The following is a 23,094-nucleotide window of genomic DNA, read 5'->3' on the forward strand; positions in this document are numbered from 1 at the left end:
TGAGAAGGAGAAAACATGCTGCAGAACATGATCCGGAGGATGCAGGCCCGCGTCATGGTGGTCGCCACCGACGACTCCGGGATGAGCACCGTGGAATACGCGATCGGCACCATCGCCGCGGCCGCCTTCGGTGCCATCCTCTACACCGTGGTGACCGGCGACTCGATCGTCACCGCACTCTCCAACATCATCACCCGGGCACTCAACACCAATGTCTGAGCGGTGAGATCGGTGGTGTCACGGTCGAGGCGGCTTTTGCGATCGCCTCCTTGGTCGCGGTGCTGGTGCTCTGTCTGGCCGGTATCAACGCCACGGTCCTGCACATCCGGTGCGTCGACGCCGCACGGGAGGGAGCCCGGTTGCTCGCCCGCGGCGACGACGGGGTGGCGGCCGCGCGCCGGGTCGGGCCGACCGGGTCGACGATCTCGGCACAGCGCGATGGCTCGTTCGTCGTGGTGCGGGTCAGCACGGCGACGGCTCTGTTGCCAGGGGTCGTCATCTCCGGGGATGCGGTGGCGATGGCCGAGCACCCTCCGTGAGGACGGTGGGTCGGCGACACTGATCGCCACCGCGCTGATGGTCGTGCTGTTGACGACCACGGTCGGGGTGCTGGTGCTCGGCTCGGTGGTGGTGGCGCGGCATCGTGCGCAGTCGGGGGCCGACCTGGCCGCACTCGCCGGCGCCGCATCGGTACCCGCCGGTCGGCAGAGTGTCTGCGCGGCAGCACAATCCGTCGCCGAGTCGAACCGGGTCACGGTGGTCGAGTGCACCCTGGACGGCCTGGATGTGGCGATCAGCGTCACGGCCGCCACCGTGCTGCCCGGGCGCAGCGCCCGAGCCGAGGCCAGGGCGGGGCCGGCCGGCGGTGGCGTCAGTCCGTCTGGCCGGTGATCTTTCGAAGCCGCAGTAGCGATTTGAGTGCCGCCCGGGTGCCGGATTGCGCACCCTCGACCGCGGTCGCTTCCTGCTCGGCAGCGGCGATCTCCTCGTCGGTGGGCAACCGCATCGACATCAGCGCCGCGTAGGTGTCGTTGTCGAGTTCGATCCGGTTGACGGTGACATGGATGGGGGTGAACCCACCCCCGTGGGCGGGCAGCCGCAGCACCCGGGCGGTCGGTCCGTCGACGAATTCCCGTGCCATGCCCAGCACGTGGCGTTCGTCGCCGGGGTGCAGGACGGTTTCGCCCTGTTCACCGGCCCGCCAGTCGAAGAAGGGGCACGGTTTGTCCAGCCATTTGAGCAACCGCCAGTGGTTGAGATCGACGATCGCCCGGTGCACCCCGGGCGCTGCCAGGCCATTGAGAATCCGCTGTGCCAGATCATCGGGACGCACCACCGGACCCTCGACGACGCTGCGCCAGTTCATCGCTCGGCATATCAATCGCTCGGAGCCGTCGTCCTGCTCCTCGGCGATCGCCCTCGCCACGAAGCCCACGGTGATCGGCTCACCCCGGAAGTCGGTGACGTTCCAGGTGCTGCACAGCACATGACCGGGCTTGGCCCGGATCACCATGGACAACACCTTCGATTCGTTGGGATTGAGTGCCCTGGCCGGCAGATCCTCGGCGAAAGCGCGGCCCTGGGTCGCCTCGACGCTGGCGTCCCGGCCCGCGTTGTACAGCGATTCCGCAGTGTCCGTGGCGATTCCGGCCGTCAGATCCCACTTGAGCGGCCCCGGCATCGGGCGATCGGGCGGCTCGGCGCCGGGTTCGCCGATCCACAGGTGCACACCGTGGATCACCCCGTCGGACATGTGCACCACCTCGGTGCGGATCACGCGGTCGTTCTTGGGGGTGATGCTGGTCAGCGCCTGACCGGCGCGCACCGTCTCGCCGATGGCCGATTGGACGGCCATCAGGTGGGGGTTGCGGCGGAGAAAAGTGCTGATCGGGACGAGATTCTTGGTCCTCGATCCCTGGGCGACGATGGCGGGTTCGTCGCCCAGAGTCTCCACGAGCAGCCAGTCGTGGTCCATGCCCGTGAGTTTAACCGGCACCGGCTCTCCAGCCGGGTGTTTGCTCATGCTGCGGAATTCGTCGGATCTTGCTGCTGGAGCCCGATCTGGGCGGCCATCGCGACTGTCGCTGGCGTCAAAACAAGTTGCAGGGGGCCTGCTGAAAAGGTAATTTCCGACTGCACCCGGTTCGCCCGGGCTGAAAACGGATCGCGTTGTCCGACCGTTTTGACCATGCGTGAAGTGTGATCGACGTTGCTGGTGGGACCCCGCGGACGAGGGCGAGATGGCCGACGAGGGGTGGGCCTTCCGGTCGGGGACAATGCGGTGTCAGCGTGCCGCCAGCTCGTCGAGCACCACGCGGAGAACGCGGACTGCCCCGGCCTTGTCCAGTGGATCGTTGCCGTTGCCGCACTTGGGCGATTGCACACAGGACGGACAGCCGGCGGGGCATTCGCAGGCCTCGATGGCTGCGGCCGTCGCTTCCCACCACAGGAGCATCTGCCGGTATCCGCGGTCGGCGAATCCAGCGCCGCCGGGATATCCGTCGTAGACGAAGATGGTGGGCAGACCGTCCTCGGGCCCGGATGCCGTGGATACCCCGCCGATATCGCCGCGATCGCAGCTGGCCACCAGCGGTAACAGCCCGATCGCGGCGTGCTCGGCGGCGTGCAGTGAGCCCGGCACGGCCAACGGGTCGATCCCGGTGGCGTACAGCGCTTCCGGAGTTATCGTGCACATCACGGCGACGGTCTCCAGTGTCCGGGTAGGCATGTCCAGTTCGATGAAGTCGATGACCTCACCGTCGAGCCTGCGGCGCAGATATCCGGTGACGGTGTTGGATACCGAGACCGGCACGACGCCGACGGTCACCGGACCCACCGTGCGGCGCTCACCGGTCCCGGTGACCGCGATATCGGTGACTTCCCTTGCAGCCGTGGTGTATCCGGGGTCCTCGGCGTGCACGATCGCGATACCGTCCTCGAAGTCCAGGGTGTCCACGACGTAGCTCTCACCCTGGTGCAGATACACCGCCCCCGGATGCACCGAGGCCGGCGCCTGACCGGTGCCGGTGGTGCCAAGGATCCGGCCGGTCCCGGACTCCAGGATCGCGATCTGTCCACCCGAGGCGCCGCGGATATCGACCGCCGGATGCGGGTCGATCTCGGGCGCGGGGAACCAGCCGGTGGGACGCCGACGCAACAATCCGTCGTCGACCAGGGTGCGCGCGACCTCTTCGGCATCCCAGGTCCGCACCTCGGCGTCGGTCAACGGCAGTTCGGTCGCCGCGCACAACAGCTGCGGACCCAGCACATACGGATTGCCGGGGTCGATCACGACCTTCTCGATCGGCCGGGCCAGCAGGGCGCGCGGATGGTGCACCAGATAGGTGTCCAGCGGATCGTCGCGGGCGATCAGCACGATCAGTGCGCTCTGCCCGCGTCGGCCGGACCGACCCGCCTGCTGCCAGAAGGAGGTGACGGTGCCGGGGAAGCCGGCCAGTACGACCGCATCCAACCCGGCGATGTCCACGCCGAGTTCGAGGGCGTTGGTGGTGGCCACCCCGCGCAGTTCGCCCTCGCTGAGGGCGTGTTCCAGCGCGCGGCGGTCCTCGGCGAGGTAACCGGCCCGGTAGGAGGCGACCCGGCCGGCGAGATCGGGGGCGATCTCCTCCAGCCGGGCCGACGCCGCCAGCGCGGTCAGTTCGGCCCCACGTCGCGACCGCACGAAGGTCAGGGTGCGGGCCCCCTCGGCGATCAGGTCGGCCATCACGCGTGCGGATTCCGCACCGGCCGACCGCCGCACCGGGGCGCCGTTCTCCCCGACCAGGTCCTCCAGCAGTGCAGGCTCCCACAGCGCGACCGTCCGCCCACCGTGCGGGGAGCCGTCCTCGGTCACCGCCGTGACCGTCTCACCGATCAACTGGGCGGCGGTCTCGGCGGGCGCCGCGGTGGTGGCGCTGGCGAAGATGACCGTCGGCGACCCGGAGTACCGCGCGCACAGCCGCAGCAGCCTGCGCAGCACCAACGCCACGTTGGAGCCGAAAATGCCGCGGTAGTAATGGCATTCGTCGACGACGATGTACTTGAGGTGGCGCAGGAAGACCGCCCAGCGGGCGTGGTTGCGCAACAACGACAGGTGGATCATGTCCGGGTTGGAGAAGATCCAGCGGGACCGCTCACGGGCGAAGCGGCGCATATCGGTGCCTGCGTCACCGTCGTAGGCGCACGGCCCGACATCGCGCAGGCCGGGGACCTCCTCGCACAGGCCGTGCGCGGCGCGCAGCTGATCGTGTCCGAGCGCCTTGGTGGGGGACAGGTACAGCGCGCGGGCCAACGGGTCCTCGGCCAGCGTGGTCAGGATCGGCAGCTGGTAGGCCAGCGACTTCCCCGAGGCCGTGCCGGTGGACAACACCACGTGCCGACCGGCGCGGGCCAGTTCGGCCGCCGCCACCTGATGAGACCAGGGGGTATGGACCCCGCGCGCGGTGAAGGCGGCCACCACGTCGGGTTCGGCCCACGCCGGCCACGGCAGGCTCGCGCCGCGGCGGGGTGGGATGTCTTCGACATGACGGATCGGATGCTCGTCGGCCGGAGTGCCCCGCACCGCGCAGGACAGCAGGTCACGACCGAAATCGGACCCGGTATTCGGCCCTGACCCAGACACAACGCTCCCTTCGCTGTTCACCAGCATGTATCCCCAGGTGAATTGTTGACTACTTGATCGTGCCGAGACTGTCGCTGGCGCGTTGAACGTGGTTGACTGAACGTGGTCGCAGCTTCTGTGTTCGTGTTTTTGCACCCGCAGGATCGTCGTTGCGATCGCGGTTCCTGCGAGGGTTGTAGGTCGGGTCGAGTTCCGACGACACACGCGTTGGTAAGCGGTCGGAACGGGCCCGGTACACCGGACGTCGGTGAACCGCACCCGGTAAGAGAAGGAAAGTACGAAAGATGCCACAGGGAACTGTGAAGTGGTTCAACGCGGAGAAGGGCTTCGGCTTCATCGCCCCCGAGGACGGCTCCGCTGACGTTTTTGTCCACTACACGGAGATCCAGGGGTCGGGCTTCCGCACCCTGGAGGAGAACCAGAAGGTTGAGTTCGAGGTCGGCCAGAGCCCCAAGGGCCCCCAGGCGACCGGCGTCCGCGCCGTCTGAGCCAACGCAACACCGAAGACACCCCCGGCCGTGCCGGGGGTGTTTTCGTATCCGGCGCCGTGCCATTGCCCCGTCGCCTGGGCCTCCACCGATAGTGTCGAACATGTGAGCCAACTGTCCTTCTTCTCGGCGGAGTCGGTGCCCCCGACCATCGCCGACCTGACCGGCCTGCTGGCCGCCCAGGGACAGGTGGTCTCCGTCGGTGGGCAGGCGCGGCTGTCGGTGGTGGTCGACCGGGCCTGGCGGGCCCAGGGTCTTGCCGAGATGATCGCCGAGACCGGGCTGACCCCCGAGCTGACCCGCACCGACGAGGACAACCCGCTGGTGCGCACCGCGCTGGACTCCCGCGTCGTCGATATCGCCGGCGCCTGGACGCGCGGCGCGGTCAAGACCGTGCCGGGCAGTTGGCTGCCCGGCCCGCGCGCGCTGCGTGCCTGGACGCTGGCCGCCGGTGTTCCCGAGGCCGATGACCGGTACTTGCTGGGATTGGACCCGCATGCACCGGACACCCACGCCACGCTGGCATCGGCGCTGATGCGGGTGGGAATCGCGCCCACTCTGATCGGTACCCGCGGATCGCGACCGGCGTTGCGGGTGAGCGGTCGACGACGGCTGTCGCGCCTGGTGGAGAACGTCGGGGAACCCCCCGGTGATACCGAAGCGTTTGCACATTGGCCGCGAATATGAGGCCATCCGGCGGGCGAGCCAGTTTGCACAAGCCCGTCCTGGATGCGAAATTGTCAGTTGCCTGGGGTGACACATACCGCCGGGCAACACAGAAGTGGAGAGTAGAAGAAGGTGGCTGACGACGACCGGAGCCGGGGAGGCACCGGTACAGTTCGGCGGCTCGTGATTGTCGAGTCGCCGACCAAAGCGCGCAAGATCGCCGGCTATCTGGGCTCCAATTACATAGTCGAATCCTCCCGCGGCCACATCAGGGACCTGCCGCGCGCAGCCGCCGATGTCCCGGCCAAGTACAAGTCCGAGCCGTGGGCGCGGCTCGGGGTGAACGTCGACGCCGACTTCGAACCCCTCTACATCGTGAGTCCCGACAAGAAGAGCACGGTCACCGAGCTCAAGGAACTCCTCAAGGATGTCGACGAGCTCTACCTCGCCACCGACGGTGACCGCGAGGGTGAGGCCATCGCCTGGCACCTGCTGGAGACGCTGAAACCCCGCGTCCCTGTCAAGCGGATGGTCTTCCACGAGATCACCGAGCCCGCCATCCGGGCTGCCGCCGAAAGCCCACGTGACCTGGACATCGACCTTGTCGACGCGCAGGAGACCCGCCGCATCCTCGATCGCCTCTACGGCTACGAGGTGTCCCCGGTGCTGTGGAAGAAGGTTGCCCCCAAGCTTTCGGCGGGCCGGGTGCAATCAGTGGCGACCCGCATCATCGTGCAGCGCGAGCGCGAGCGCATGGCGTTCCGCAGCGCCGGCTACTGGGATGTCAGCGCCGAGCTGGACGCGTCGGTCTCCGATCCGGCCGCCTCGCCGCCGCGGTTCACCGCCCGACTCAACACCGTCGACGGCCGCCGGGTCGCCGCCGGCCGCGATTTCGACTCCCTCGGTGCGGTCAAGAAGCCCGACGAGGTGCTCGTCCTCGACGAGGCGGGCGCGACCAGCCTGGCCAACGGCCTGCGCGGCGCGCAGCTTGCGGTGTCCTCGGTGGAGCAGAAGCCCTACACCCGTAAGCCCTATGCACCGTTCATGACCTCGACGCTGCAGCAGGAGGCCGGCCGGAAACTCCGGTTCTCCTCGGAGCGCACCATGAGCATCGCGCAGCGGTTGTACGAGAACGGCTACATCACCTACATGCGTACCGACTCCACGACGCTGTCGGAGTCGGCGATCAACGCCGCGCGTAACCAGGCCCGTGACCTCTACGGCGCGGAGTACGTGCATCCCACGCCGCGGCAGTACACCCGCAAGGTCAAGAACGCGCAGGAGGCGCACGAGGCGATCCGCCCGTCCGGTGACGTTTTCCAGACCCCCGGCCAGCTGCACAGCGCGCTGGAGGCCGACGAGTTCCGGCTCTACGAGCTGATCTGGCAGCGCACCGTGGCATCGCAGATGGCCGACGCCCGCGGCACCACATTGTCCCTGCGCATCTCGGGTCAGGCCGCGGGCGGCGAACAGGTCGTCTTCAACGCGTCCGGTCGCACCATCACCTTCCCCGGCTTCCTGAAGGCCTATGTCGAGAGCATCGACGAGCAGGCCGGCGGTGAATCCGACGACGCCGAGAGCAGGCTGCCCAACCTGACCCAGGGGCAGCGCGTGGATGCCGCGGACCTGACCGCCGACGGGCACACCACCAGCCCGCCCGCGCGCTATACCGAGGCCTCGCTGATCAAGGCGCTCGAAGAACTCGGTATCGGTCGCCCATCGACGTACTCGTCGATCATCAAGACCATCCAGGACCGCGGTTACGTGCACAAGAAGGGCAGCGCCCTGGTGCCGTCCTGGGTCGCGTTCGCGGTGATCGGCCTGTTGGAACAGCATTTCGGCAGGCTGGTGGATTACGACTTCACCGCCGCGATGGAGGACGAGCTCGACGCGATCGCCTCGGGCAACGAGCGACGCACCAACTGGCTCAACAACTTCTACTTCGGTGGCGAGCATGGCGTGGACGGCTCGATCGCGCGGGCCGGCGGGCTCAAGCAGTTGGTCGGCGGCAATCTCGAGGAGATCGACGCGCGACTGGTCAACTCCATCAAGCTCTTCGACGATGACCAGGGTCGCGCCATCAACGTGCGCGTCGGGCGTAACGGTCCCTACCTGGAGCGGATGATCGAAGATCCGGACAACCCGGGTGAACTCAAGCCCCAGCGCGCGAATCTCAAGGACGAGCTCACACCCGACGAACTGACCCTCGAGCTCGCCGAAAAGGCTTTCGCGACACCGCAAGAGGGACGGTCGCTCGGTATCGATCCGGAAACCGGACACGAGATCGTGGCCAAGGACGGACGTTTCGGGCCCTATGTCACGGAGGTGTTGCCCGAGCCCGAGGATCCCGATGATGGCAGCGCGGGCTCACCGGCCAAGAAGGGTAAGAAGCCGACCGGACCCAAGCCCCGCACCGGCTCGCTGCTGCGCTCCATGGATCTGGAGACGGTGACCCTCGACGACGCCCTCAAACTGCTCTCGTTGCCCCGCGTGGTCGGTGTCGACCCCGCCAACGGCGAGGAGATCACCGCGCAGAACGGCCGTTACGGGCCATATCTCAAGCGCGGCACCGATTCTCGTTCGCTCGCGACCGAAGAGCAGATGTTCACCATCACCCTCGACGAGGCGCTCAAGATCTACGCCGAACCCAAGCGGCGCGGCCGTCAGGGCGCGGCCACCCCGCCGCTGCGGGAGCTGGGCAATGACGCCGCATCGGGTAAGCCGATGGTCATCAAGGATGGCCGATTCGGACCGTACGTCACCGATGGGGAGACCAACGCCAGCCTGCGCAAGGGTGACGATGTCCTTTCGATCACCGACGAACGCGCCTCGGAGTTGCTGGCCGACCGGCGTGCTCGTGGTCCGGTGAAGAAGGCCACCAAGAAGGCCGCGGCCAAGAAGACGGCGGCCAAGAAGACGACCGCGAAGAAGGCCCCGGCCAAGAAGGCCCCGGCCAAGAAGGCCGCCAAGAAGGGCTGACCGGAACGCTTCAGGAGCTCGGCTCGGGCTGCGGAGCGTGGGCGATGGCGCGCACCGCGGGCCTGGCCAGCTGGGTGGGCGCCGACCGGCCCCGCAGTTCGACGATCTCGCCGACGTCCCAGGCCAGTGCTTCGGCATCGACAGCGCTGCTGACTGCGTTCGCCGAGGCCAGCACGTGGCCCTCCTCGAGCTTGGCCAGTTCGGTGAGTCGAGCGGCCTCGTTGACCGGGTCTCCGATGACGGTGTACTCGAAGCGGGCCTGCGCACCGATGTGCCCGGCGATTGCCCGCCCCGCCGACACCCCGATCCCGAACTCGGTCTGGCCCAATACGTTGATCAGCTCGTCGTGCAGTTCGCGGGAGGCCGCCAGCGCCGCGCCGGAGGCGTCCGGATGCTCGATGGGCGCGCCGAAGATCGCCAGTGCGGCATCCCCCTGGAACTTGTTGACGAAGCCACCGTGCTTGTTCACGGTGTCCACGATGACCCGGAAGAACTCGTTGAGCAGGTTGACGACCTCGGCGGCCGGGATCGTGGAGGCCAGTCGTGTCGAACCGACCAGATCGACGAAAAGCACTGCCACATCGCGTTCCTGGCCGCCCAACTCGGTACCGCGCTCCAAGGCCCGACGGGCCACATCCTCGCCGACATACCGGCCGAACAGGTCGCGCAGACGCTGCCGTTCGGCCAGATCGCGGACCATGTCGTTGAAGCCGGCCTGTAGCAGGCCCAGTTCGCTGGCGTCGTAGATCTGCATGTGCGCGTTGTAATTTCCGCGCTGCACCTCGCCGAGCGCCCAGCGCAGCTGGCGCAGCGGATCGGCGATCGACATGGACACCAGCACGGTGCCGACCAGACCGATGAGCAGCGCGGCGATGGCCAGCAACAGGATCGGGGTGGCCAGTTTGTCCGCGGGCGCCTTCAGCACCTCGAACTTGCTGGCCACCACCGCCAGCACGATCGTGAGGATGGGCACGCCGGTGGACAGCACCCAGGTGAGCACCTGGCGCAGGATCACCCCGGGTGCGCGGAAGTTCTCCGGCACCCCGGTGCGCAGCGCGGCCACCGCGACCGGGCGCAGCACCCGCTCGGATTGCAGGTAGCCGATGATGGCCACCGTCGTGGCGCCCAACGCCGAGGCCACCGCGACCACCGGCGCCGACCGGCTGGCCACCGGCCAGCTCGCCACGATGAACACGACCGAGCCCAACAGCCAGTTGGTGACGTTGATGACCGAGCGGTAGAACGGCATCTTCAGCGCGCGTGCGCGGGCAACCTCGCTGATGGGGGCCACATCGCCCATCAGGGTGTCCCGGCGTTGCCAGCGGATCACCGGTAGCAGCAACCGCAACGTCACGTAGGCCGCGATGCTGAACGACACGAACAAGAAGCCGAGGAACACGGTCAGGTTGAAGGTGGGCAGCTCCTGGAGCTGCACCCGATCCTCCGGGGGCAGCGCATAACGCAGGAACCCCAGCACCATCAGCGCGCCGATGATGTCGGCCTGGACCATGCCCAGCAGGAACACCGGCCAGGGGGTACGTGCCACCCATCGCACGAACGCACTGATGCGCCCGATCGGTATGGCCTCCGCACTCACCCGTTTACCGTATCGGTCGGTTGCGACCTCTGGCGCCGCTGTCGCCGTGTCGTGTCCTGGGGTGGCACTAGGGTGCAGATGTGGGAAGCGGTGTTTTTTCGTCTCTGGTGGGTCAACACCACGTCGAGGAAGAGCTGGTGGCGGCCGCTTTGGCGGCCCGTGCCGCAGGCTCGCACAGCGCGCTGACCGCCGGCGGGATGACCCATGCCTGGTTGATCACCGGTCCACCGGGATCGGGGCGCTCGGTGGCCGCGGTGTGCTTCGCCGCGGCCCTGCAATGCACCTCCGAGGGTGTGCCGGGCTGCGGGGAATGCCGGGCGTGCACCACGACGATGGCCGGTACGCACGCCGATGTCCGTCGGATCATCCCCGAGGGACTGTCGATCGCGGTCAAGGAGATGCGGGAGATCGTGCAGATCGCCTCGCGACGGCCGGGGACCGGACGCTGGCAGATCGTGGTCGTCGAGGACGCCGACCGACTCACCGAGGGTGCGGCCAACGCCCTGCTGAAGGTGGTCGAGGAGCCGCCGCAGTCCACGGTGTTCCTGCTCTGCGCACCGTCGGTGGATCCCGAGGACATCGCGGTGACCCTGCGGTCGCGGTGCAGGCACGTCGCGCTGGTCACGCCGCCGACCGATGCGATCGCCGACGTGCTCACCGAACGGGACGGGATCGCCGCCGATATCGCGGCCTGGGCGGCCTCGGTCAGCGGTGGTCACGTTGGCCGGGCACGGCGGCTGGCCACTGATCCGGAGTCCCGGCAGCGCCGCGAGCGTGCGCTCGGGCTGGCGCGGGATGCGGCAACGCCCACTCGCGCGTACGCCGCCGCCGAGGAGCTGGTGATCACCGCCGATGCCGAGGCCAAGGCGCTCACGGTGGACCGCAACGAGGTCGAGACCGAGGAGCTGCGCACCGCGCTGGGCGCCGGCGGCACCGGTAAGGGCACCGCGGGGGCGATACGTGGTGCAGCAGGGGCGATGAAGCTGCTGGAGCAGCGGCAGAAGTCGCGCCAGACCCGCGCTTCCCGGGACGCCCTGGACCGTGCGTTGATGGATCTGGCGACCTACTTCCGCGACGCGCTGGTGGTGTCGGCGGGTGCGGGCACGGTGACGGCCAACCACCCGGACATGGCCGAACGGGTCGGTGCGATGGCCGCCCATGTGCCACCGGATCGGCTGCTGCGCTGCATAGAGGCGGTCCTGGAGTGCCGGGAGGCGCTTGCGGTGAACGTGAAGCCCAAGTTCGCCGTCGATGCCATGGTCGCGACGGTCGGGCAGGCGCTGCGCGTCTGAACGGCAACTGATTCGTGCCGCGGGCGGGGGCTGTCGTAGACTCGTCGGGCCTGCCCAGGCAGGCGCGCCACCCTAGCTCAGTCGGTAGAGCAATTCACTCGTAATGAATAGGTCAGGGGTTCGATTCCCCTGGGTGGCTCCACGTCTTTATAACCGCACGTCTTCACGGCTGTATGGCATCACGCCAGGCCAGCGGCTTCAGGTGCCGGTACGGATCGGTGCCGCGGATCTCCAGAAGCTGGGCCAGTACCGCCTCCAATGATCGCTGGGTACGAGCCTTGACCGTGTCGGCCCACTCGTCCGCGGCGACACCGGCGGGTCGGGTCGGGTCGATGGGCTCGGCGAAACGCAGGTACATCCGTTGTGGTCGCGGGACCATGGTCGGGCCGATCCCGCGCACCAGTGGCATCGCCATATCGGGTTTGCCTGCGAGGCGATTCGATAGGCTCGCGCTGAACCTGCCCCATGCCCCGTCGCGGGTGGTGAAGCTCCGGTAGACGTCGTCGCCGCCGATCAGTCCGGCCGGGACGATCGGGTAGTCGTGCTCGGCGGCGATCCGGGCGAAACCTGCGCGGCCCCGCCAGTTCAGGGTGTTCTCCTCACCCTTGAACTTGCCGATCTCGCGGCCGCCGCCCGGGAAGACAAGGATCGGCTGATCGTGGCGCATCAGTTCGCGCGCGGATTCGGGTGCACCGACCGTGGCGCCGCAGGCGGCCAGCAGATCGGCCGCCGGTGCGGGCATCCTGCTGAATGCGCGGTCGGTGAGCGGTCGTACCAGCGTGCCGAGTTCGCGACGCACCACATACGGAATCAGGAATGCTTCGGTTCCGGACTGGGTGTGGTTGCCCACCAGGAGGAATCGGCCGTCGCGGGGGAGGTGCTCAAGTCCGTCGACGAACGGGCGGCACAGGTCCACCAGCGGCGCTGCGCCGTCGGCAACGGTCTCGACCGCCCGCCGTAGTGCCCGGATACGGCCGGGCTGGTTCATCAGATTGGCGGTGTCGGTCATGACGGACATGTCTCTACGGTACCGAACGAACTGGTTCGTCTGGTTATGCTCCTGCTGTGAGACGCACAACGGAGCTTCGCGACGACATCCTCAACGCGGCGCGCACCGAGTTTGCTCGGTACGGTCTGGCCGGCGCCCGGATCGATCGCATCGCAGGGGCTGCTCATGCCAGCAAGGAGCGCCTGTATGCGCATTTCGGCAACAAGGAGGCACTGTTCCGCGAGGTGTTCGTCACCGATGGCGTCGAGTTCTTCCGTTCGGTCACGTTGCGTCCGGAGGACGTCGCCGAGTTCGTCGGCGGGGTCTATGACCTGGCCTGTCGTCGGCCGGAACACCTACGCATGATCACCTGGGCACGGCTGGAGGGACTGGACCTGAGCGCACCGGAGTTCGAGGAGGAGCCTCCCACGGAGGCGGCTCTCGCCGCGATCGATGCGGCGCAGACCGACGGTCACATCGATCCGAGCTGGCGGCCTGAGGATCTGTTGGTGATGCTGTTCTCAGTGGGTCTGGCCTGGGCACATCTGCCGCATCCGGATGCTGTCACCCAGGGCGCGGAGGAGACCGCCCGCCGCCGCGACGTGGCCATCGAGGCCGCCCGTCGACTCATCGCGCCGCGAACCTAACCCGCCCGGCGCCGGGCTTCCCTTCGCTCGGCAAGCCGGCCGAACAGATCGTCGAGGTCGATCTCATTGGCCTGCCGCGGCCGGCGCTGATGAAAGCGCGCGTCGTCGTAGCTGGCCGGGCACTCGAACCGGTGCAGATGCAGGCAGGTGGCCGGCCACCGGCCCTCGTACACATCATCGAGGTCCACCACCTGCCGGGACAGCCGCCGGATGGCGAAGCGATTACCGGCCGCGCTGTCCTCGGTCGGGAACTCCGCGGCGTCGAAAAGGTGCCAGCCGCCGTACACGGTCTGCAACCACACGGTCTCGATGCCGCAGTGCCTGCACGGCGCCACCGTCGAGGGACGCGAGTCCGAGGAGATCATCAGCCAACCGTAGGCGCGGGCACCGACAAGTCGGGCGCAGCACACGCCGGTGCTAGCGGGGAGCGACGAATCCCACCGGTCCCGACGCGATGCACACCGACAGCGCCGCGGTGTTCGCGCTGACCGTGATCGAGTCACCGGCGCCGGACAACCGCACGAAGACCCGGTTCAGGCCGGGATGGGTGGGCACCTTCACCGGTGCACCCTCGGCCAGCGACATCGTCAACGAACCTTCGCTGTTGGCCAGATAGTTGATCTCGGCGGTCCAGTCGGCCGGCAGCAGCGGACCGTCCAGCGGCATCGTGACGTCGGCGTCGGTCTGCACCAGATACCCGCAGTCGGGGATCGGACCCGGGGCGATGGACCGGACCCAGGTGACGAGCGCCTCGCGCAGATTGCCGGTGCTGTCGAGCACCCTCAGATCGGTGGTGGTAGCGCTGAACTCGGGGCGCTGCGGCAGCAGCGCGAACATGTGGCTCGCGAGATTCTCGGGCGCGGCCACCCGCTGCATGATCAGCGGATCGACCTCCTGGTCGAGCAGCGGTGTGCCGCGCGGCGCTGCGGCCAGGCCGGCCGCGACATTGTGCAGGTATTGCGGGACCGGGCTGTCCCGCCACACCCGCAGGAACGTCGATGTCGAGTACAGGCTGCTGCCGACGAACGCAGCGGCCAGGGCGCAGATCACCGCGGTGCGACCGCGGGAGGCGTCCAGCCAGGCCGATCCCGGCCGGTTCGGCGCGCTCAGCGCCACGGCGGCCAGGATGGCCGCCACCACCACCAGGTCCGGCAGGTAGCGCAGGGCCTGCGCCAGTTCCAGGGCGGTGAACTGGGAGGAGCGCATCAGATAGATCGGCACCTGGCAGGCCAGTGCGTAACCCAGCGCGGCCAGCCATACCGCTGCGATCCGTTGTTTCCGGGTCACCGATACCGCCACCACGGCGGCCAGCACGATCCAGCCGAGCACCATCACGGTCACCGGCGGGGTGGCCCACGGTGAGGCGGGGGCCCAGCGCTGCCAGTCCCACGGCCCGCCGGCCAGACCCGGGACGATCCCGTGCGTCACCGAGCGCCACCACAGTTCGGCGGTCATGCCCAGATCCAGCGTCCACCGCTTCTGGTCAACCACCAGCAGGTAGACCCCGATCCAGCCGGCGGTGGCCGCCAGCAGCCCGACCCACAGTCGGATTCCCCGATGCCACACGGCGGCAAGCGGTTCCCGGCTCACCCACGCCAGCAGGGCGGTCACCGTGAACGCGACGAACGGGATCACCGCCGATTTCTCGAAGAACAGCAGGCCCCCGCAATAGACCAGCACCCCGGTCACCGCGTAACGCCGGTTGCCGGTGCGCACCAGCTGGATGGCATCCCCGCATACCCAGGCCAGTGCGGCCAGCATCGGCAGCGAGTTCAGCCCGGCGGCCCACCACGCGAATGCGGGCACCGTCAGCGGCGTGAACAGGGCGAATACCAACGGCACCAGCAGCACCGGGCGCCATCCGAGGATCAGGTGCAGCACACGCAGCAGGGCCAACGAGGCCAGCAGCTGCAGCACCACGAGGCTGAGTGCGGGCCAGAACCATTCCAGCGGAGCCAACCGGGTGATCGCACCGGAGACCAGGAACGCCCCCGGCATCACGTGCCCGTCGTGATCGTCGAACAGATACTCGACGGACAGCAACCCCTGCGTTCCCGCCCGTCCGATCAGGATCAGGTCATCCCAGTAGAAGTAACCACCGAAGGCGAGCACCGCCCGGATCGCCAACTGCGCCACGATCAGCGCGCCGGCAACCCTGGGGACCCATTTCATCGCAGCCGACTGTACGGACGCGCGCCCGGTCACTCAGCCCGCGGTCGGATAGTCTCCTCCGACGGCCTGGCGGGCTTCCCACGCCGAGGCGACCATGTCGGTCAGCGAATGTCGCATCTGCCAGCCCAGATCGCGCGCCGCCAGGGTGCCCTCGGCCACGATGCGGGCCGGATCACCCGGCCGTCGCGGGGTGACCGCGGGCTCGAAGTCGATACCGGTGACCTCGCGGATCGTCGTCATGATCTCGCGCACCGACGTTCCGGATCCGCTGCCGAGGTTGTAGACCGGCTCGACGGGCTCACCAGCGGCCAGTCTGCGTGCCGCCGCGACATGCGCGTCCGCCAGATCGGACACGTGCACGTAGTCGCGCACGCAGGTGCCGTCCGGGGTGGCGTAGTCGCCGCCGTTGATCTGCGGGACGCGGCCGCCGTACAGCATGTCGAGCACCTTGGGGAACAGATTGTGCGGGCTGCGGTCGTACAGCTCGACCGAGCCGGAACCGACGACGTTGAAATAGCGCAGACTGGTGTGCCGCAGTGGGCGTGCCCGCGCCACATCGCGCAGCAGCCACTCGCCGATGAGCTTGCTCTCGCCATACGGCGACTCGGGCGCCGTCGGCGTCTGCTCGTCGACGATCTCGAGATCGGGGGTGCCGTAGGTGGCGGCACTGCTGGAGAAGACGATCTGGTCGACATCGGTGGCCGCCATCGCCTCCAGCAGGGTGGCCATCGCGGTGACGTTCTGGCGGTAGGTGTGCAACGGGTACTTCACCGATTCGCCCGCGTATTTGTATCCCGCGACGTGGATCACCCCGGTGACATCGTGATCGGCCAGCGTCGCGGTGACGGTGTCGAGGTCCAGCAGGTTGGCGGTGACCAGTTCGACGCCGTCAGGCACGAATCCGGCGATACCGGTGGACAAATCGTCGATCACGACCACATCGGTGCCGGAGGCCGTCAGTGCGCGCACCACATGCGCTCCGATGTACCCGGCGCCGCCGGTCACTAGCCAGGACATATCTCTCCTCATGTGGGGACCCGAAGCCGGGTTCATGCTGTCATGGATCAGGATCGGGCGAGCGCGTACAGGTGCACCGCGATGCCGACCACGGGCCCGCACAGCAGCGCGATGACGGTCCTGGTCTCCAGTGCCGCCGGCAACAGCAGCAGTGCGGCGGCGGCCAGGGTGGCGCCGATCCATCCGGCGGCGTAGGCGCGGTGCAGTGCGGCCGCGACCGCCGCGGCGCCGGTGAGGGTGAGCAGTGCGATGGCGGTGGCCGCGGCGGTCAGCCAGGCCAGCAGTGCGCCGCTCGCCTGATATTCGGGCCCGAATGCGGTGTGCAGCAACCACGGTCCGGCGACCGCGGCCGCCGCGACGCCGATCGCCCCGATCGCGGTGACCACCAGTGCGGGGGTGAGCAATGCACCCAGTCTGCGGTCCCGCTGATCGACGAAGTGCGCTATCAGGTTGCCCTGCATGGCCGTCAGCGGTACCAGCAGTGGCGCCCTGGTGAGGGTGACCGCGAGAATCACCACACCACCGGCGGCGCCCAGTTCGGAACTGGTGGCCTGCAACAGCACCGGAAAGCCCATCACGAGGATGGCGCTGGCGCCGGCCGCCGCCACCGAGTGCGAGGCGCCTGCCAGAAATGTGCGCGCGCTGCCCGCACAGGTCAGCGCGGCCGCCGCTCGGGCAGGCCGGGAACACACCAACACGATCAGCCAGGCCATGCACCCGGCGACAGTGGCCCACAGGAAACCGGCAAGTCCCCAACCGAAGACGAACGCCGCCGCCGCGACCGCCACCCGGGTCACCGCGTCGGTCACCATCAGCGAGCCGTACTGGGTCCACCGGTCGGTACCGGCCAGCATGCCCAGAAGCGTTGCGTGCAGACAGAATCCGCCGAGCCCGATGCTGAGCAGCGCCACGCTGAGCCACTGGTACTCGGTGAATACCCGTGCCGACCACAGCGGCGCGGTCACGCCGATCAGTGCGGCCGCGCCGATGCCCACGCCGACGGCCAACCACATCGGACGGGTCCGGTGTTGTTCGGGTCGGGTGCCCACCCGACCGGCCCGAACCTCCCGGGTGGCCTCCTGCAGCAGGCCGTTGGCCGCGCCGCTGACGAGACCGAACGCCCCCCAGAAGACCCCGAAGAGGGAGAAGCCGGCCGGCTCCAGGCTGCGGGCGGCCAGATACAGCACCGCGTATCCGCACAACGCGGTGCAGGCGGTGGCGATTCCGACCGTGGTGACGCTGGCCCGCGTGACCGGCCCGCGCGCCGGTAGTGCGGAGCCGCCGTCGGTCACAGGTCCGGGAGGTCGGTGGAGTACAGCCAGCGGTCCCAGAGTCCGCGCAGCGAGACATCGGTATGGTTGGCCGCCAGGCCGGTGAAATCATCGGTCACCGCGGTGCTGTGCCGGTATCGGGCGGTCCAATCCTGCAGCAGCGCAAAGAAGTTGTCGTCGCCGATGGTCTGGCGCACGGCGTGCAGGGTCAGCGCGCCGCGCTTGTACACCCGGTCGTCGAACATATCCGCGGGTCCCGGATCGGTCAGCAGCAGATCCTGCGGTGATTCGGCCAGCTTGCGGTGATAGTTGCGGGCGCGTTCGTCGGCGCTGGGCCCGCCGGACTCCTCGGACCACAGCCACTCCGCGTAACAGGCGAAGCCCTCGTGCAACCAGATGTCCCGCCACCGGCGCGCGGTCACCGAATTGCCGAACCACTGGTGGGCCAGCTCATGGGCGATCAACCGCTCGGAACTGCGCTTGCCGTCGCAATGGTTGGCACCGAAGATGGAAAGCCCCTGTGCCTCGAGCGGGATCTCCAGATCGTCATCGGTGACGACGACGGTGTAACCGGTTTCCAACGGGTAGGGGCCGAACTGGCGGATGAACAACTTCATCATCTGGGTCTGCCGGCCGAAGTCATGATCGAAGTTGCGCCGTAACCGATCCGGGAGGACCGCGTGCATCGGGACGGGGCTCTTGTGCAGCCGGTGCCTGGTGTACTCGCCGATCTGCAGCGTGATCAGGTAGGTCGAGGTCGGCTCGGCCTGTTCATAGGTCCACGTGGTGTGGCTCGCACGGGTCTGCTTGGACAACAGTTCCCCGTTGGCCAGCGCGTAGTAGGGGCTGTCGGTGCTGATCCGGATGCGGAAACTGGCCTTCGCGGAGGGATGGTCGTCACACGGGAACCAGGAGGCGGCACCGTTGGGCTGACCGGCGACCAGCGCGCCGTTGGACAGTTCCTCGAAACCGACATCGCCCCAGAGCGTGCGCAACGGTCGGGGCGTGCCGCCGTAGCGCACCACGATCGTCATCGCCGCGCCGGCCGGCAGCGTCTCACCGAGGGTGATGTGCAGCTTTCCGCCGTGACATCGGAAATTGTTGGGGCGCCTGCCGTTCACCGTCACCTTCGACACCCCGAGCGCATCCGAGAGATCGAGGGTGAAGGCGCGCAGCGCGGCAAGGGTCACCGCGGTGACGGTGACCGTGCCGCCGAGGCGGTTGATCGCCACCTTGTACTCGATGTCGAGTTCGTAGCGCGACACCCGATAACCGAAGTTGCCGTTGCGGGGCAGATACGGGTCGATCACCGGGGGAGTGTGTGCCGTCTTCTTCGCGACCTTCTTGGCACTGCTCATTCGGCTCGTTTCTTTTTCGACTTCGTCCAGGGGGCAATGGGATTGCCCTGCCAACGGGTCCACGGCGGGACCTCGTCACCGCGCATCACCAGCGAGGCAGGCCCGATGGTGGCTCCTGCCCCGATGCGGGAGGCGGGCAGCGCTACACAGTGCGGGCCCAGCGTGGCGCCCTCGTCGAGGATCACGGTGTCCATCCGCATGATCCGGTCGTGGAACAGGTGGGTCTGCACCACACAACCGCGGTTGACGGTACTGCCCGCGCCCAGTGAGATCAGGTCGGCCTCGGGCAGCCAATAGGTTTCGCACCAGACACCACGGCCGATCTTCGCGCCGAGTCCGCGCAGCCAGATGTTCATGATCGGGGTGCCGGTGGCGGCCCTGGCGAACCAGGGGGCGGCGACCGTCTCCACGAACGTGTCCGACACCTCGTTGCGCCAGACGAACGACGACCACAGTGGATGTTCGATGGCGGTGATCCGGCCGATGACGAGCCACTTGGCCGCCACCGCGATCGCCCCGGCGACGGCGCCGGCGACCAGCAGGACCACGCCGCCCGCCACCGCGGTCCAGCCGTAGCCGATCTCTCCGGCCAGCGCGTGCAGCGCCCCGAGCACCGCGACGCCGATGAGGAACGTCACGATGACCGGGATGAGCCTGCAGGTTTCGACCACCGACCGCATGATCTTCAACTCGGTCGACGGGTTGAAGGTGCGTAGGGCATCGGCCGCGGTCGGTTGGCGACGTAGCCGGATCGGTGGGCTGCCCAGCCAGGACGACCCGGCCTTGGCCTTGTGCGGGGCGGCCGAGAGCACCGCCACCAGGCCGTCGTCGGGAACCCGTCGGCCGGGCTGGGTGATTCCGGAGTTGCCGAGAAAGGCGCGCTTGCCGATGGTCGCCTTGGCGACGTGGATCCAGCCGCCGCCCAGTTCGTAGGAGGCCACCATGGTGTCATCGGCCAGGAATGCCCCGTCTTGCACTTCGGTGAACTTCGGGGTCAACAATGCGGTGGAGATCTCGGTGCCCTTGCCGACCTTCGCGCCGAGCAGGCGCAACCACCACGGAGTGAGCAGGCTGGCGTACACCGGGAAGAGGTAGTTGCGCGCCGCATCCATCAGGCGCTCGGTGGCCCACAGCTGCCAGCCGACCCGGCTGCGCACCGGGTGATACCCCTCCGTGAGACCGAGTGAGAGCAGCCGGACACCCAGCACTGTCAGCGCCGCGTACGTGCCGAACGCCACCAGTGCGGCCACCGGGGTCCATGCCAGCGCGGGCACCAGCGCGTCGGTCGGGCTCGCGGTGCCGCGCACCGCCCACGCCAGCACGGCAAGCCCGACGGCCAGCGCCGTCAACGGCAGCGCACCGAGCAACATCGATGTGACGCTGTAGATGCCCACCCACAACGGCGCCCGGCCGGGGCGCTCATCGGGCCACGGGTGGCGGGCCTTACCGGATTTCGCCGCCGGCGAGCCCTTCCAGTACTGCCCGTTCTTCACCTTGCCGACAACACCGGAGCCGGGCGCCACGTCGGCGTTCTTGCCGACCGTCGCACCCGGGAACAGCGTGGTGCGGGCGCCGATGGTCGCGTCGGTGCCGATGCTGATCGGTCCGACGTGGAAGATGTCCCCGTCGATCCAATGCCCGGTCAGGTCGACCTCGGGTTCGACGGACGCACGGTGCCCGATGGTCAGCATGCCGGTGACCGGCGGTGCCGAATGCAGATCGACTCCCTTGCCGATCGAGTTGCCAAGGGCGCGACCGTAATACACCAGCCATGGCGCACCGGCCTGGTTCTCCGCCCCGCTGGCCTCGGCGAGTCGTTCGGCGAACCACACCCGCAGATGCTCCGATCCGCCCCGGCGGTAGCTGCCCGGTTGCAGATTCGACAGCAGGGTCCGCGCGCCGAGCACCGCGATACCCATCCGGCCGGGCGGGGTGATGAAGATGATGAAACCGGCCAGGACCCACCACCAGTTCAACGTGTTCGCCCACGGCACCAGGTCGATCGCGGCGGCGATGTTGTTCAGGACGGCCAGCCAGATGACCCACTGCAACCCCGTCAGCGTGGCCAACGGGACCGACAACGCGACCTGGGCGATCTGGGTCAACACCGGCGTCGGCCGCACGTCTCGGCGCACCACCTCCGGTGGCGGGGCCAGCTCATCGAGGTAACCGGCCAGTGAGCCGAGTCTCGGGTGGTCGTACAAATCGGCGACGGTGACCTGCGGATAGCGCCCGCGCACCGCCGTGACCAACTGCGCCGCCGACAGTGAGCCGCCGCCGAGGGCGAAGAAGTCCGCTTCCGGCCCGTCGACGGGCGCGGCCAGCACGTCACGCCACAGTCCGGCCAACCAGCCCATGGTGCCGCCGAGGTCGGGCTCGTCCTCTGGTGCGGCACCCGGCGGCGGCCAGGGCAGCGCATTGCGGTCGACCTTCCCCGAGGTGCGGGTCGGCAGTTCGTCGAGCAGTACCAGCCGGGGTACCAGGGCGGCGGGCAGCGCCTCGGACAGTGCCGCGCGCGCGGCGACCAGATCGAAGGCGGGGTCCGTACTGGCGATGTAACCCACCAGCAGCGGGGTGCCGCTGGTCGTCTTGCGGACCGCGGCCGCCCCGCCGCTGACACCGGGCAGGTTGACCAGTGCGGCGTCGACCTCGCCGAGTTCGATCCGTCGTCCACCGACCTTGACCTGGTCGTCGGCGCGGCCCTGGAAGTACAGACCGTCGGCCTCCAGTCGCACCAGATCGCCACTGCGGTAGGCGCGGGGCCAGCCGAGGGTGTCCATCGGGGCGTACTTCTCGGCGTCCTTGTCGGGGTCGAGGTATCGGGCCAGACCGACACCGCCGATCACCAGTTCGCCGACCTCCCCGAGGCCGACCGGGCAGCCCTGTTTGTCGACGACCGCCAGATCCCAACCCGGCAACGGCAATCCGATGCTGACCGCGGAGCGCCCGTCCAGCGGGGCGGCGCACGCCACGACGGTGGCCTCGGTGGGACCGTAGGTGTTCCAGACCTCGCGACCGTCCACAGCCAGACGCTCGGCGAGTTCCGGCGGGCACGCCTCGCCGCCGAAGATCAGCAGCCGGACCGCCTCCAGCGCCTCAGCGGGCCATAGTGCGGCCAATGTGGGGACCGTGGAGACGACCGTGACGTCACGGCTGACCAGCCACGGGCCCAGATCCATCCCGCTGCGCACCAGCGACCGCGGGGCCGGCACCAGGCAGGCGCCGTTGCGCCAGGCCAGCCACATCTCCTCGCAGGAGGCATCGAAGGCCACCGACAGCCCGGCCAGCACGCGGTCGCCGGGACCTATCGGCGCCGACCTCAGGAACATCTGCGCCTCGGCGTCGACGAAGGCGGCCGCATTGCGGTGGGTGACCGCCACGCCCTTGGGGGTTCCGGTCGACCCGGAGGTGAAGATGATCCAGGCGTCGTCGCGGGTGAGCGGGGCCGCCGCGCGCCAGCCGCGCGAGGATCCGGGGCCGCGCACCAGGCCCGCCTCGGTGATGATCGCGACCACCTGGGCCTCGCCGAAGACCAGTGCGGCCCGCTCCTCGGGATCGTCGGCGTCGACCGGAACATAGGCGGCGCCGGTGGCCAGGGTGGCCAGGATGGCCGTGTAGAGGGCATAGCTGCCCGAGGGCATCCGGATGCCGATCCGGTCGCCGCGGCCGATACCTCGGGCGGCCAACCACTGCACGCTCTCCTCGATATCGCCGATGAGTTCGGCGTAGGTGAGCTGGACTTCGCCGTCGTCGATAGCCGGCGCGTCCGGGAACCGGCGCGCCGTCTCGTAGAGGATGTCGACCAGGGTCCGCGGGGGAGCAGCGGCTTCTGCGAGTAGGTACTGGGAAGGGATGGCCTGCCCGGCTTCCGCTGCTGTCACGGCTATAAAACTACTGAAGCCCGGTGACCCGTCCACACGCGGCGCGCGGCTGCCGGATTGTTCCGTTCCGGTCGTGCTGATCGCAACCATTGGCCGGCGGTATGTGCCGCTCCTAAC

19 protein-coding genes and 1 tRNA gene are annotated in these 23,094 nt (G+C 68.5%); 9 read left to right on the forward strand and 11 right to left on the reverse strand.

Going from position 1 to position 23,094, the window contains the following annotated elements; genetic code table 11:
- The first annotated feature begins 15 nt into the window (after positions 1–15).
- From IC40_RS0100515 to IC40_RS0100525, 3 genes are read left to right on the forward strand one after another with little or no spacing between them, the layout of a single operon-like run.
- Positions 16–219, forward strand: a complete 204-nt coding sequence (locus IC40_RS0100515) for a DUF4244 domain-containing protein (protein ID WP_030132826.1) — start codon at positions 16–18, stop codon at positions 217–219.
- A gap of 59 nt (positions 220–278) precedes the next feature.
- Positions 279–539 carry a TadE family type IV pilus minor pilin gene (locus IC40_RS0100520; RefSeq protein ID WP_234882666.1) on the forward strand — a complete coding sequence of 87 codons (261 nt, stop codon included), beginning with the start codon at positions 279–281 and terminating at the stop codon, positions 537–539.
- Entirely contained in the window at positions 508–891 is a 384-nt protein-coding gene (locus tag IC40_RS0100525; protein ID WP_030132828.1) for an Rv3654c family TadE-like protein, read from the forward strand. The genes IC40_RS0100520 and IC40_RS0100525 overlap by 32 nt, the downstream gene beginning before the upstream one ends.
- On the opposite strand, the gene IC40_RS0100530 is transcribed toward IC40_RS0100525, so the two are convergent.
- From IC40_RS0100530 to IC40_RS0100535, 3 genes are all read right to left on the reverse strand, one after another.
- Positions 872–1,975 (reverse strand): PAS domain-containing protein, encoded by a 1,104-nt coding sequence (locus IC40_RS0100530; RefSeq protein WP_030132829.1) that lies wholly within the window; start codon positions 1,973–1,975, stop codon positions 872–874. The genes IC40_RS0100525 and IC40_RS0100530 overlap by 20 nt on opposite strands.
- A 44-nt stretch (positions 1,976–2,019) precedes the next feature.
- The gene (locus IC40_RS27710; protein ID WP_157837290.1) at positions 2,020–2,190 is read right to left on the reverse strand and encodes a hypothetical protein; all 171 of its coding nucleotides are present in this window, start codon (positions 2,188–2,190) and stop codon (positions 2,020–2,022) included.
- A 94-nt stretch (positions 2,191–2,284) separates the two neighbouring features.
- Positions 2,285–4,648 carry a DNA 3'-5' helicase SftH gene (locus tag IC40_RS0100535; RefSeq protein WP_042510092.1) on the reverse strand — a complete coding sequence of 788 codons (2,364 nt, stop codon included), beginning with the start codon at positions 4,646–4,648 and terminating at the stop codon, positions 2,285–2,287.
- A gap of 257 nt (positions 4,649–4,905) precedes the next feature.
- Here IC40_RS0100535 and IC40_RS0100540 point away from each other — a divergent pair, with 257 nt between their 5' ends.
- The 3 genes from IC40_RS0100540 to topA all read left to right on the forward strand — a co-directional run bounded on the left by IC40_RS0100540 (position 4,906) and on the right by topA (position 8,754).
- Positions 4,906–5,109, forward strand: a complete 204-nt coding sequence (locus IC40_RS0100540; RefSeq protein WP_006243848.1) for a cold-shock protein — start codon at positions 4,906–4,908, stop codon at positions 5,107–5,109.
- 105 nt (positions 5,110–5,214) lie between these two features.
- Positions 5,215–5,796 (forward strand): hypothetical protein, encoded by a 582-nt coding sequence (locus IC40_RS0100545; protein ID WP_030132831.1) that lies wholly within the window; start codon positions 5,215–5,217, stop codon positions 5,794–5,796.
- A 111-nt stretch (positions 5,797–5,907) separates the two neighbouring features.
- On the forward strand, positions 5,908–8,754 hold the full coding sequence (gene topA, locus IC40_RS0100550; protein WP_030132832.1) for a type I DNA topoisomerase: 2,847 nt from the start codon (positions 5,908–5,910) through the stop codon (positions 8,752–8,754).
- Between the two features lie 10 nt (positions 8,755–8,764).
- Here topA and IC40_RS0100555 read toward each other — a convergent pair whose 3' ends face one another.
- Complete coding sequence (locus IC40_RS0100555; RefSeq protein WP_030132833.1) at positions 8,765–10,351, reverse strand: adenylate/guanylate cyclase domain-containing protein; 1,587 nt, start codon at positions 10,349–10,351, stop codon at positions 8,765–8,767.
- Positions 10,352–10,431: 80 nt separating this feature from the next.
- Between IC40_RS0100555 and IC40_RS0100560 the strand changes: the two genes are divergently transcribed.
- Together IC40_RS0100560 and IC40_RS0100565 are read left to right on the forward strand one after the other, a co-directional pair.
- Positions 10,432–11,643 (forward strand): DNA polymerase III subunit delta', encoded by a 1,212-nt coding sequence (locus IC40_RS0100560; RefSeq protein ID WP_030132834.1) that lies wholly within the window; start codon positions 10,432–10,434, stop codon positions 11,641–11,643.
- A 66-nt stretch (positions 11,644–11,709) separates the two neighbouring features.
- A tRNA-Thr gene (locus IC40_RS0100565) sits at positions 11,710–11,785 on the forward strand.
- Between the two features lie 21 nt (positions 11,786–11,806).
- On the opposite strand, the gene IC40_RS0100570 is transcribed toward IC40_RS0100565, so the two are convergent.
- The gene (locus tag IC40_RS0100570; protein ID WP_030132835.1) at positions 11,807–12,661 is read right to left on the reverse strand and encodes a lysophospholipid acyltransferase family protein; all 855 of its coding nucleotides are present in this window, start codon (positions 12,659–12,661) and stop codon (positions 11,807–11,809) included.
- Between the two features lie 47 nt (positions 12,662–12,708).
- On the opposite strand from IC40_RS0100570, the gene IC40_RS0100575 reads away from it, so the two are divergent.
- Positions 12,709–13,278 carry a TetR/AcrR family transcriptional regulator gene (locus IC40_RS0100575; protein ID WP_030132836.1) on the forward strand — a complete coding sequence of 190 codons (570 nt, stop codon included), beginning with the start codon at positions 12,709–12,711 and terminating at the stop codon, positions 13,276–13,278.
- On the opposite strand, the gene IC40_RS0100580 is transcribed toward IC40_RS0100575, so the two are convergent.
- Genes IC40_RS0100580 through IC40_RS0100605 form a run of 6 tightly spaced genes read right to left on the reverse strand, consistent with a single transcriptional unit; the run spans position 13,275 to position 22,977 of the window.
- Positions 13,275–13,643, reverse strand: a complete 369-nt coding sequence (locus IC40_RS0100580; protein WP_030132837.1) for a hypothetical protein — start codon at positions 13,641–13,643, stop codon at positions 13,275–13,277. The two genes, IC40_RS0100575 and IC40_RS0100580, sit on opposite strands and share 4 nt — an antisense overlap.
- 52 nt (positions 13,644–13,695) lie before the next feature.
- Positions 13,696–15,450 (reverse strand): hypothetical protein, encoded by a 1,755-nt coding sequence (locus tag IC40_RS0100585; protein ID WP_030132838.1) that lies wholly within the window; start codon positions 15,448–15,450, stop codon positions 13,696–13,698.
- A gap of 33 nt (positions 15,451–15,483) precedes the next feature.
- Positions 15,484–16,467, reverse strand: a complete 984-nt coding sequence (gene galE / locus IC40_RS0100590; RefSeq protein ID WP_030132839.1) for a UDP-glucose 4-epimerase GalE — start codon at positions 16,465–16,467, stop codon at positions 15,484–15,486.
- Positions 16,468–16,514: 47 nt separating this feature from the next.
- Complete coding sequence (locus tag IC40_RS0100595) at positions 16,515–17,759, reverse strand: hypothetical protein (RefSeq protein WP_030132840.1); 1,245 nt, start codon at positions 17,757–17,759, stop codon at positions 16,515–16,517.
- Positions 17,756–19,096 carry a M1 family metallopeptidase gene (locus tag IC40_RS0100600; protein ID WP_030132841.1) on the reverse strand — a complete coding sequence of 447 codons (1,341 nt, stop codon included), beginning with the start codon at positions 19,094–19,096 and terminating at the stop codon, positions 17,756–17,758. Before IC40_RS0100600 ends, IC40_RS0100595 begins: the two co-directional genes overlap by 4 nt.
- A complete protein-coding gene (locus tag IC40_RS0100605) occupies positions 19,093–22,977 on the reverse strand; it encodes a Pls/PosA family non-ribosomal peptide synthetase (protein WP_030132842.1) in 3,885 nt (1,294 codons plus the stop codon). The genes IC40_RS0100600 and IC40_RS0100605 overlap by 4 nt, the downstream gene beginning before the upstream one ends.
- Positions 22,978–23,094: the final 117 nt, after the last annotated feature.

Source organism: Mycolicibacterium neoaurum ATCC 25795, assembly GCF_000691525.1.
GTDB lineage: Bacteria > Actinomycetota > Actinomycetes > Mycobacteriales > Mycobacteriaceae > Mycobacterium > Mycobacterium neoaurum.

Excerpts from the sequence above, each read along its gene's own strand:
- IC40_RS0100515 (WP_030132826.1), top strand. The coding sequence starts at position 16 with ATGCTGCAGAACATGATCCGGAGGATGCAGGCCCGCGTCATGGTGGTC.
- IC40_RS0100525 (WP_030132828.1), top strand. The coding sequence starts at position 508 with ATGCGGTGGCGATGGCCGAGCACCCTCCGTGAGGACGGTGGGTCGGCG.
- IC40_RS0100530 (WP_030132829.1), bottom strand. The coding sequence starts at position 1,975 with ATGGACCACGACTGGCTGCTCGTGGAGACTCTGGGCGACGAACCCGCC.
- IC40_RS27710 (WP_157837290.1), bottom strand. The coding sequence starts at position 2,190 with ATGGTCAAAACGGTCGGACAACGCGATCCGTTTTCAGCCCGGGCGAAC.
- IC40_RS0100535 (WP_042510092.1), bottom strand. The coding sequence starts at position 4,648 with ATGCTGGTGAACAGCGAAGGGAGCGTTGTGTCTGGGTCAGGGCCGAAT.
- IC40_RS0100540 (WP_006243848.1), top strand. The coding sequence starts at position 4,906 with ATGCCACAGGGAACTGTGAAGTGGTTCAACGCGGAGAAGGGCTTCGGC.
- IC40_RS0100570 (WP_030132835.1), bottom strand. The coding sequence starts at position 12,661 with ATGTCCGTCATGACCGACACCGCCAATCTGATGAACCAGCCCGGCCGT.
- IC40_RS0100580 (WP_030132837.1), bottom strand. The coding sequence starts at position 13,643 with ATGATCTCCTCGGACTCGCGTCCCTCGACGGTGGCGCCGTGCAGGCAC.
- IC40_RS0100585 (WP_030132838.1), bottom strand. The coding sequence starts at position 15,450 with ATGAAATGGGTCCCCAGGGTTGCCGGCGCGCTGATCGTGGCGCAGTTG.
- galE (WP_030132839.1), bottom strand. The coding sequence starts at position 16,467 with ATGTCCTGGCTAGTGACCGGCGGCGCCGGGTACATCGGAGCGCATGTG.
- IC40_RS0100600 (WP_030132841.1), bottom strand. The coding sequence starts at position 19,096 with ATGAGCAGTGCCAAGAAGGTCGCGAAGAAGACGGCACACACTCCCCCG.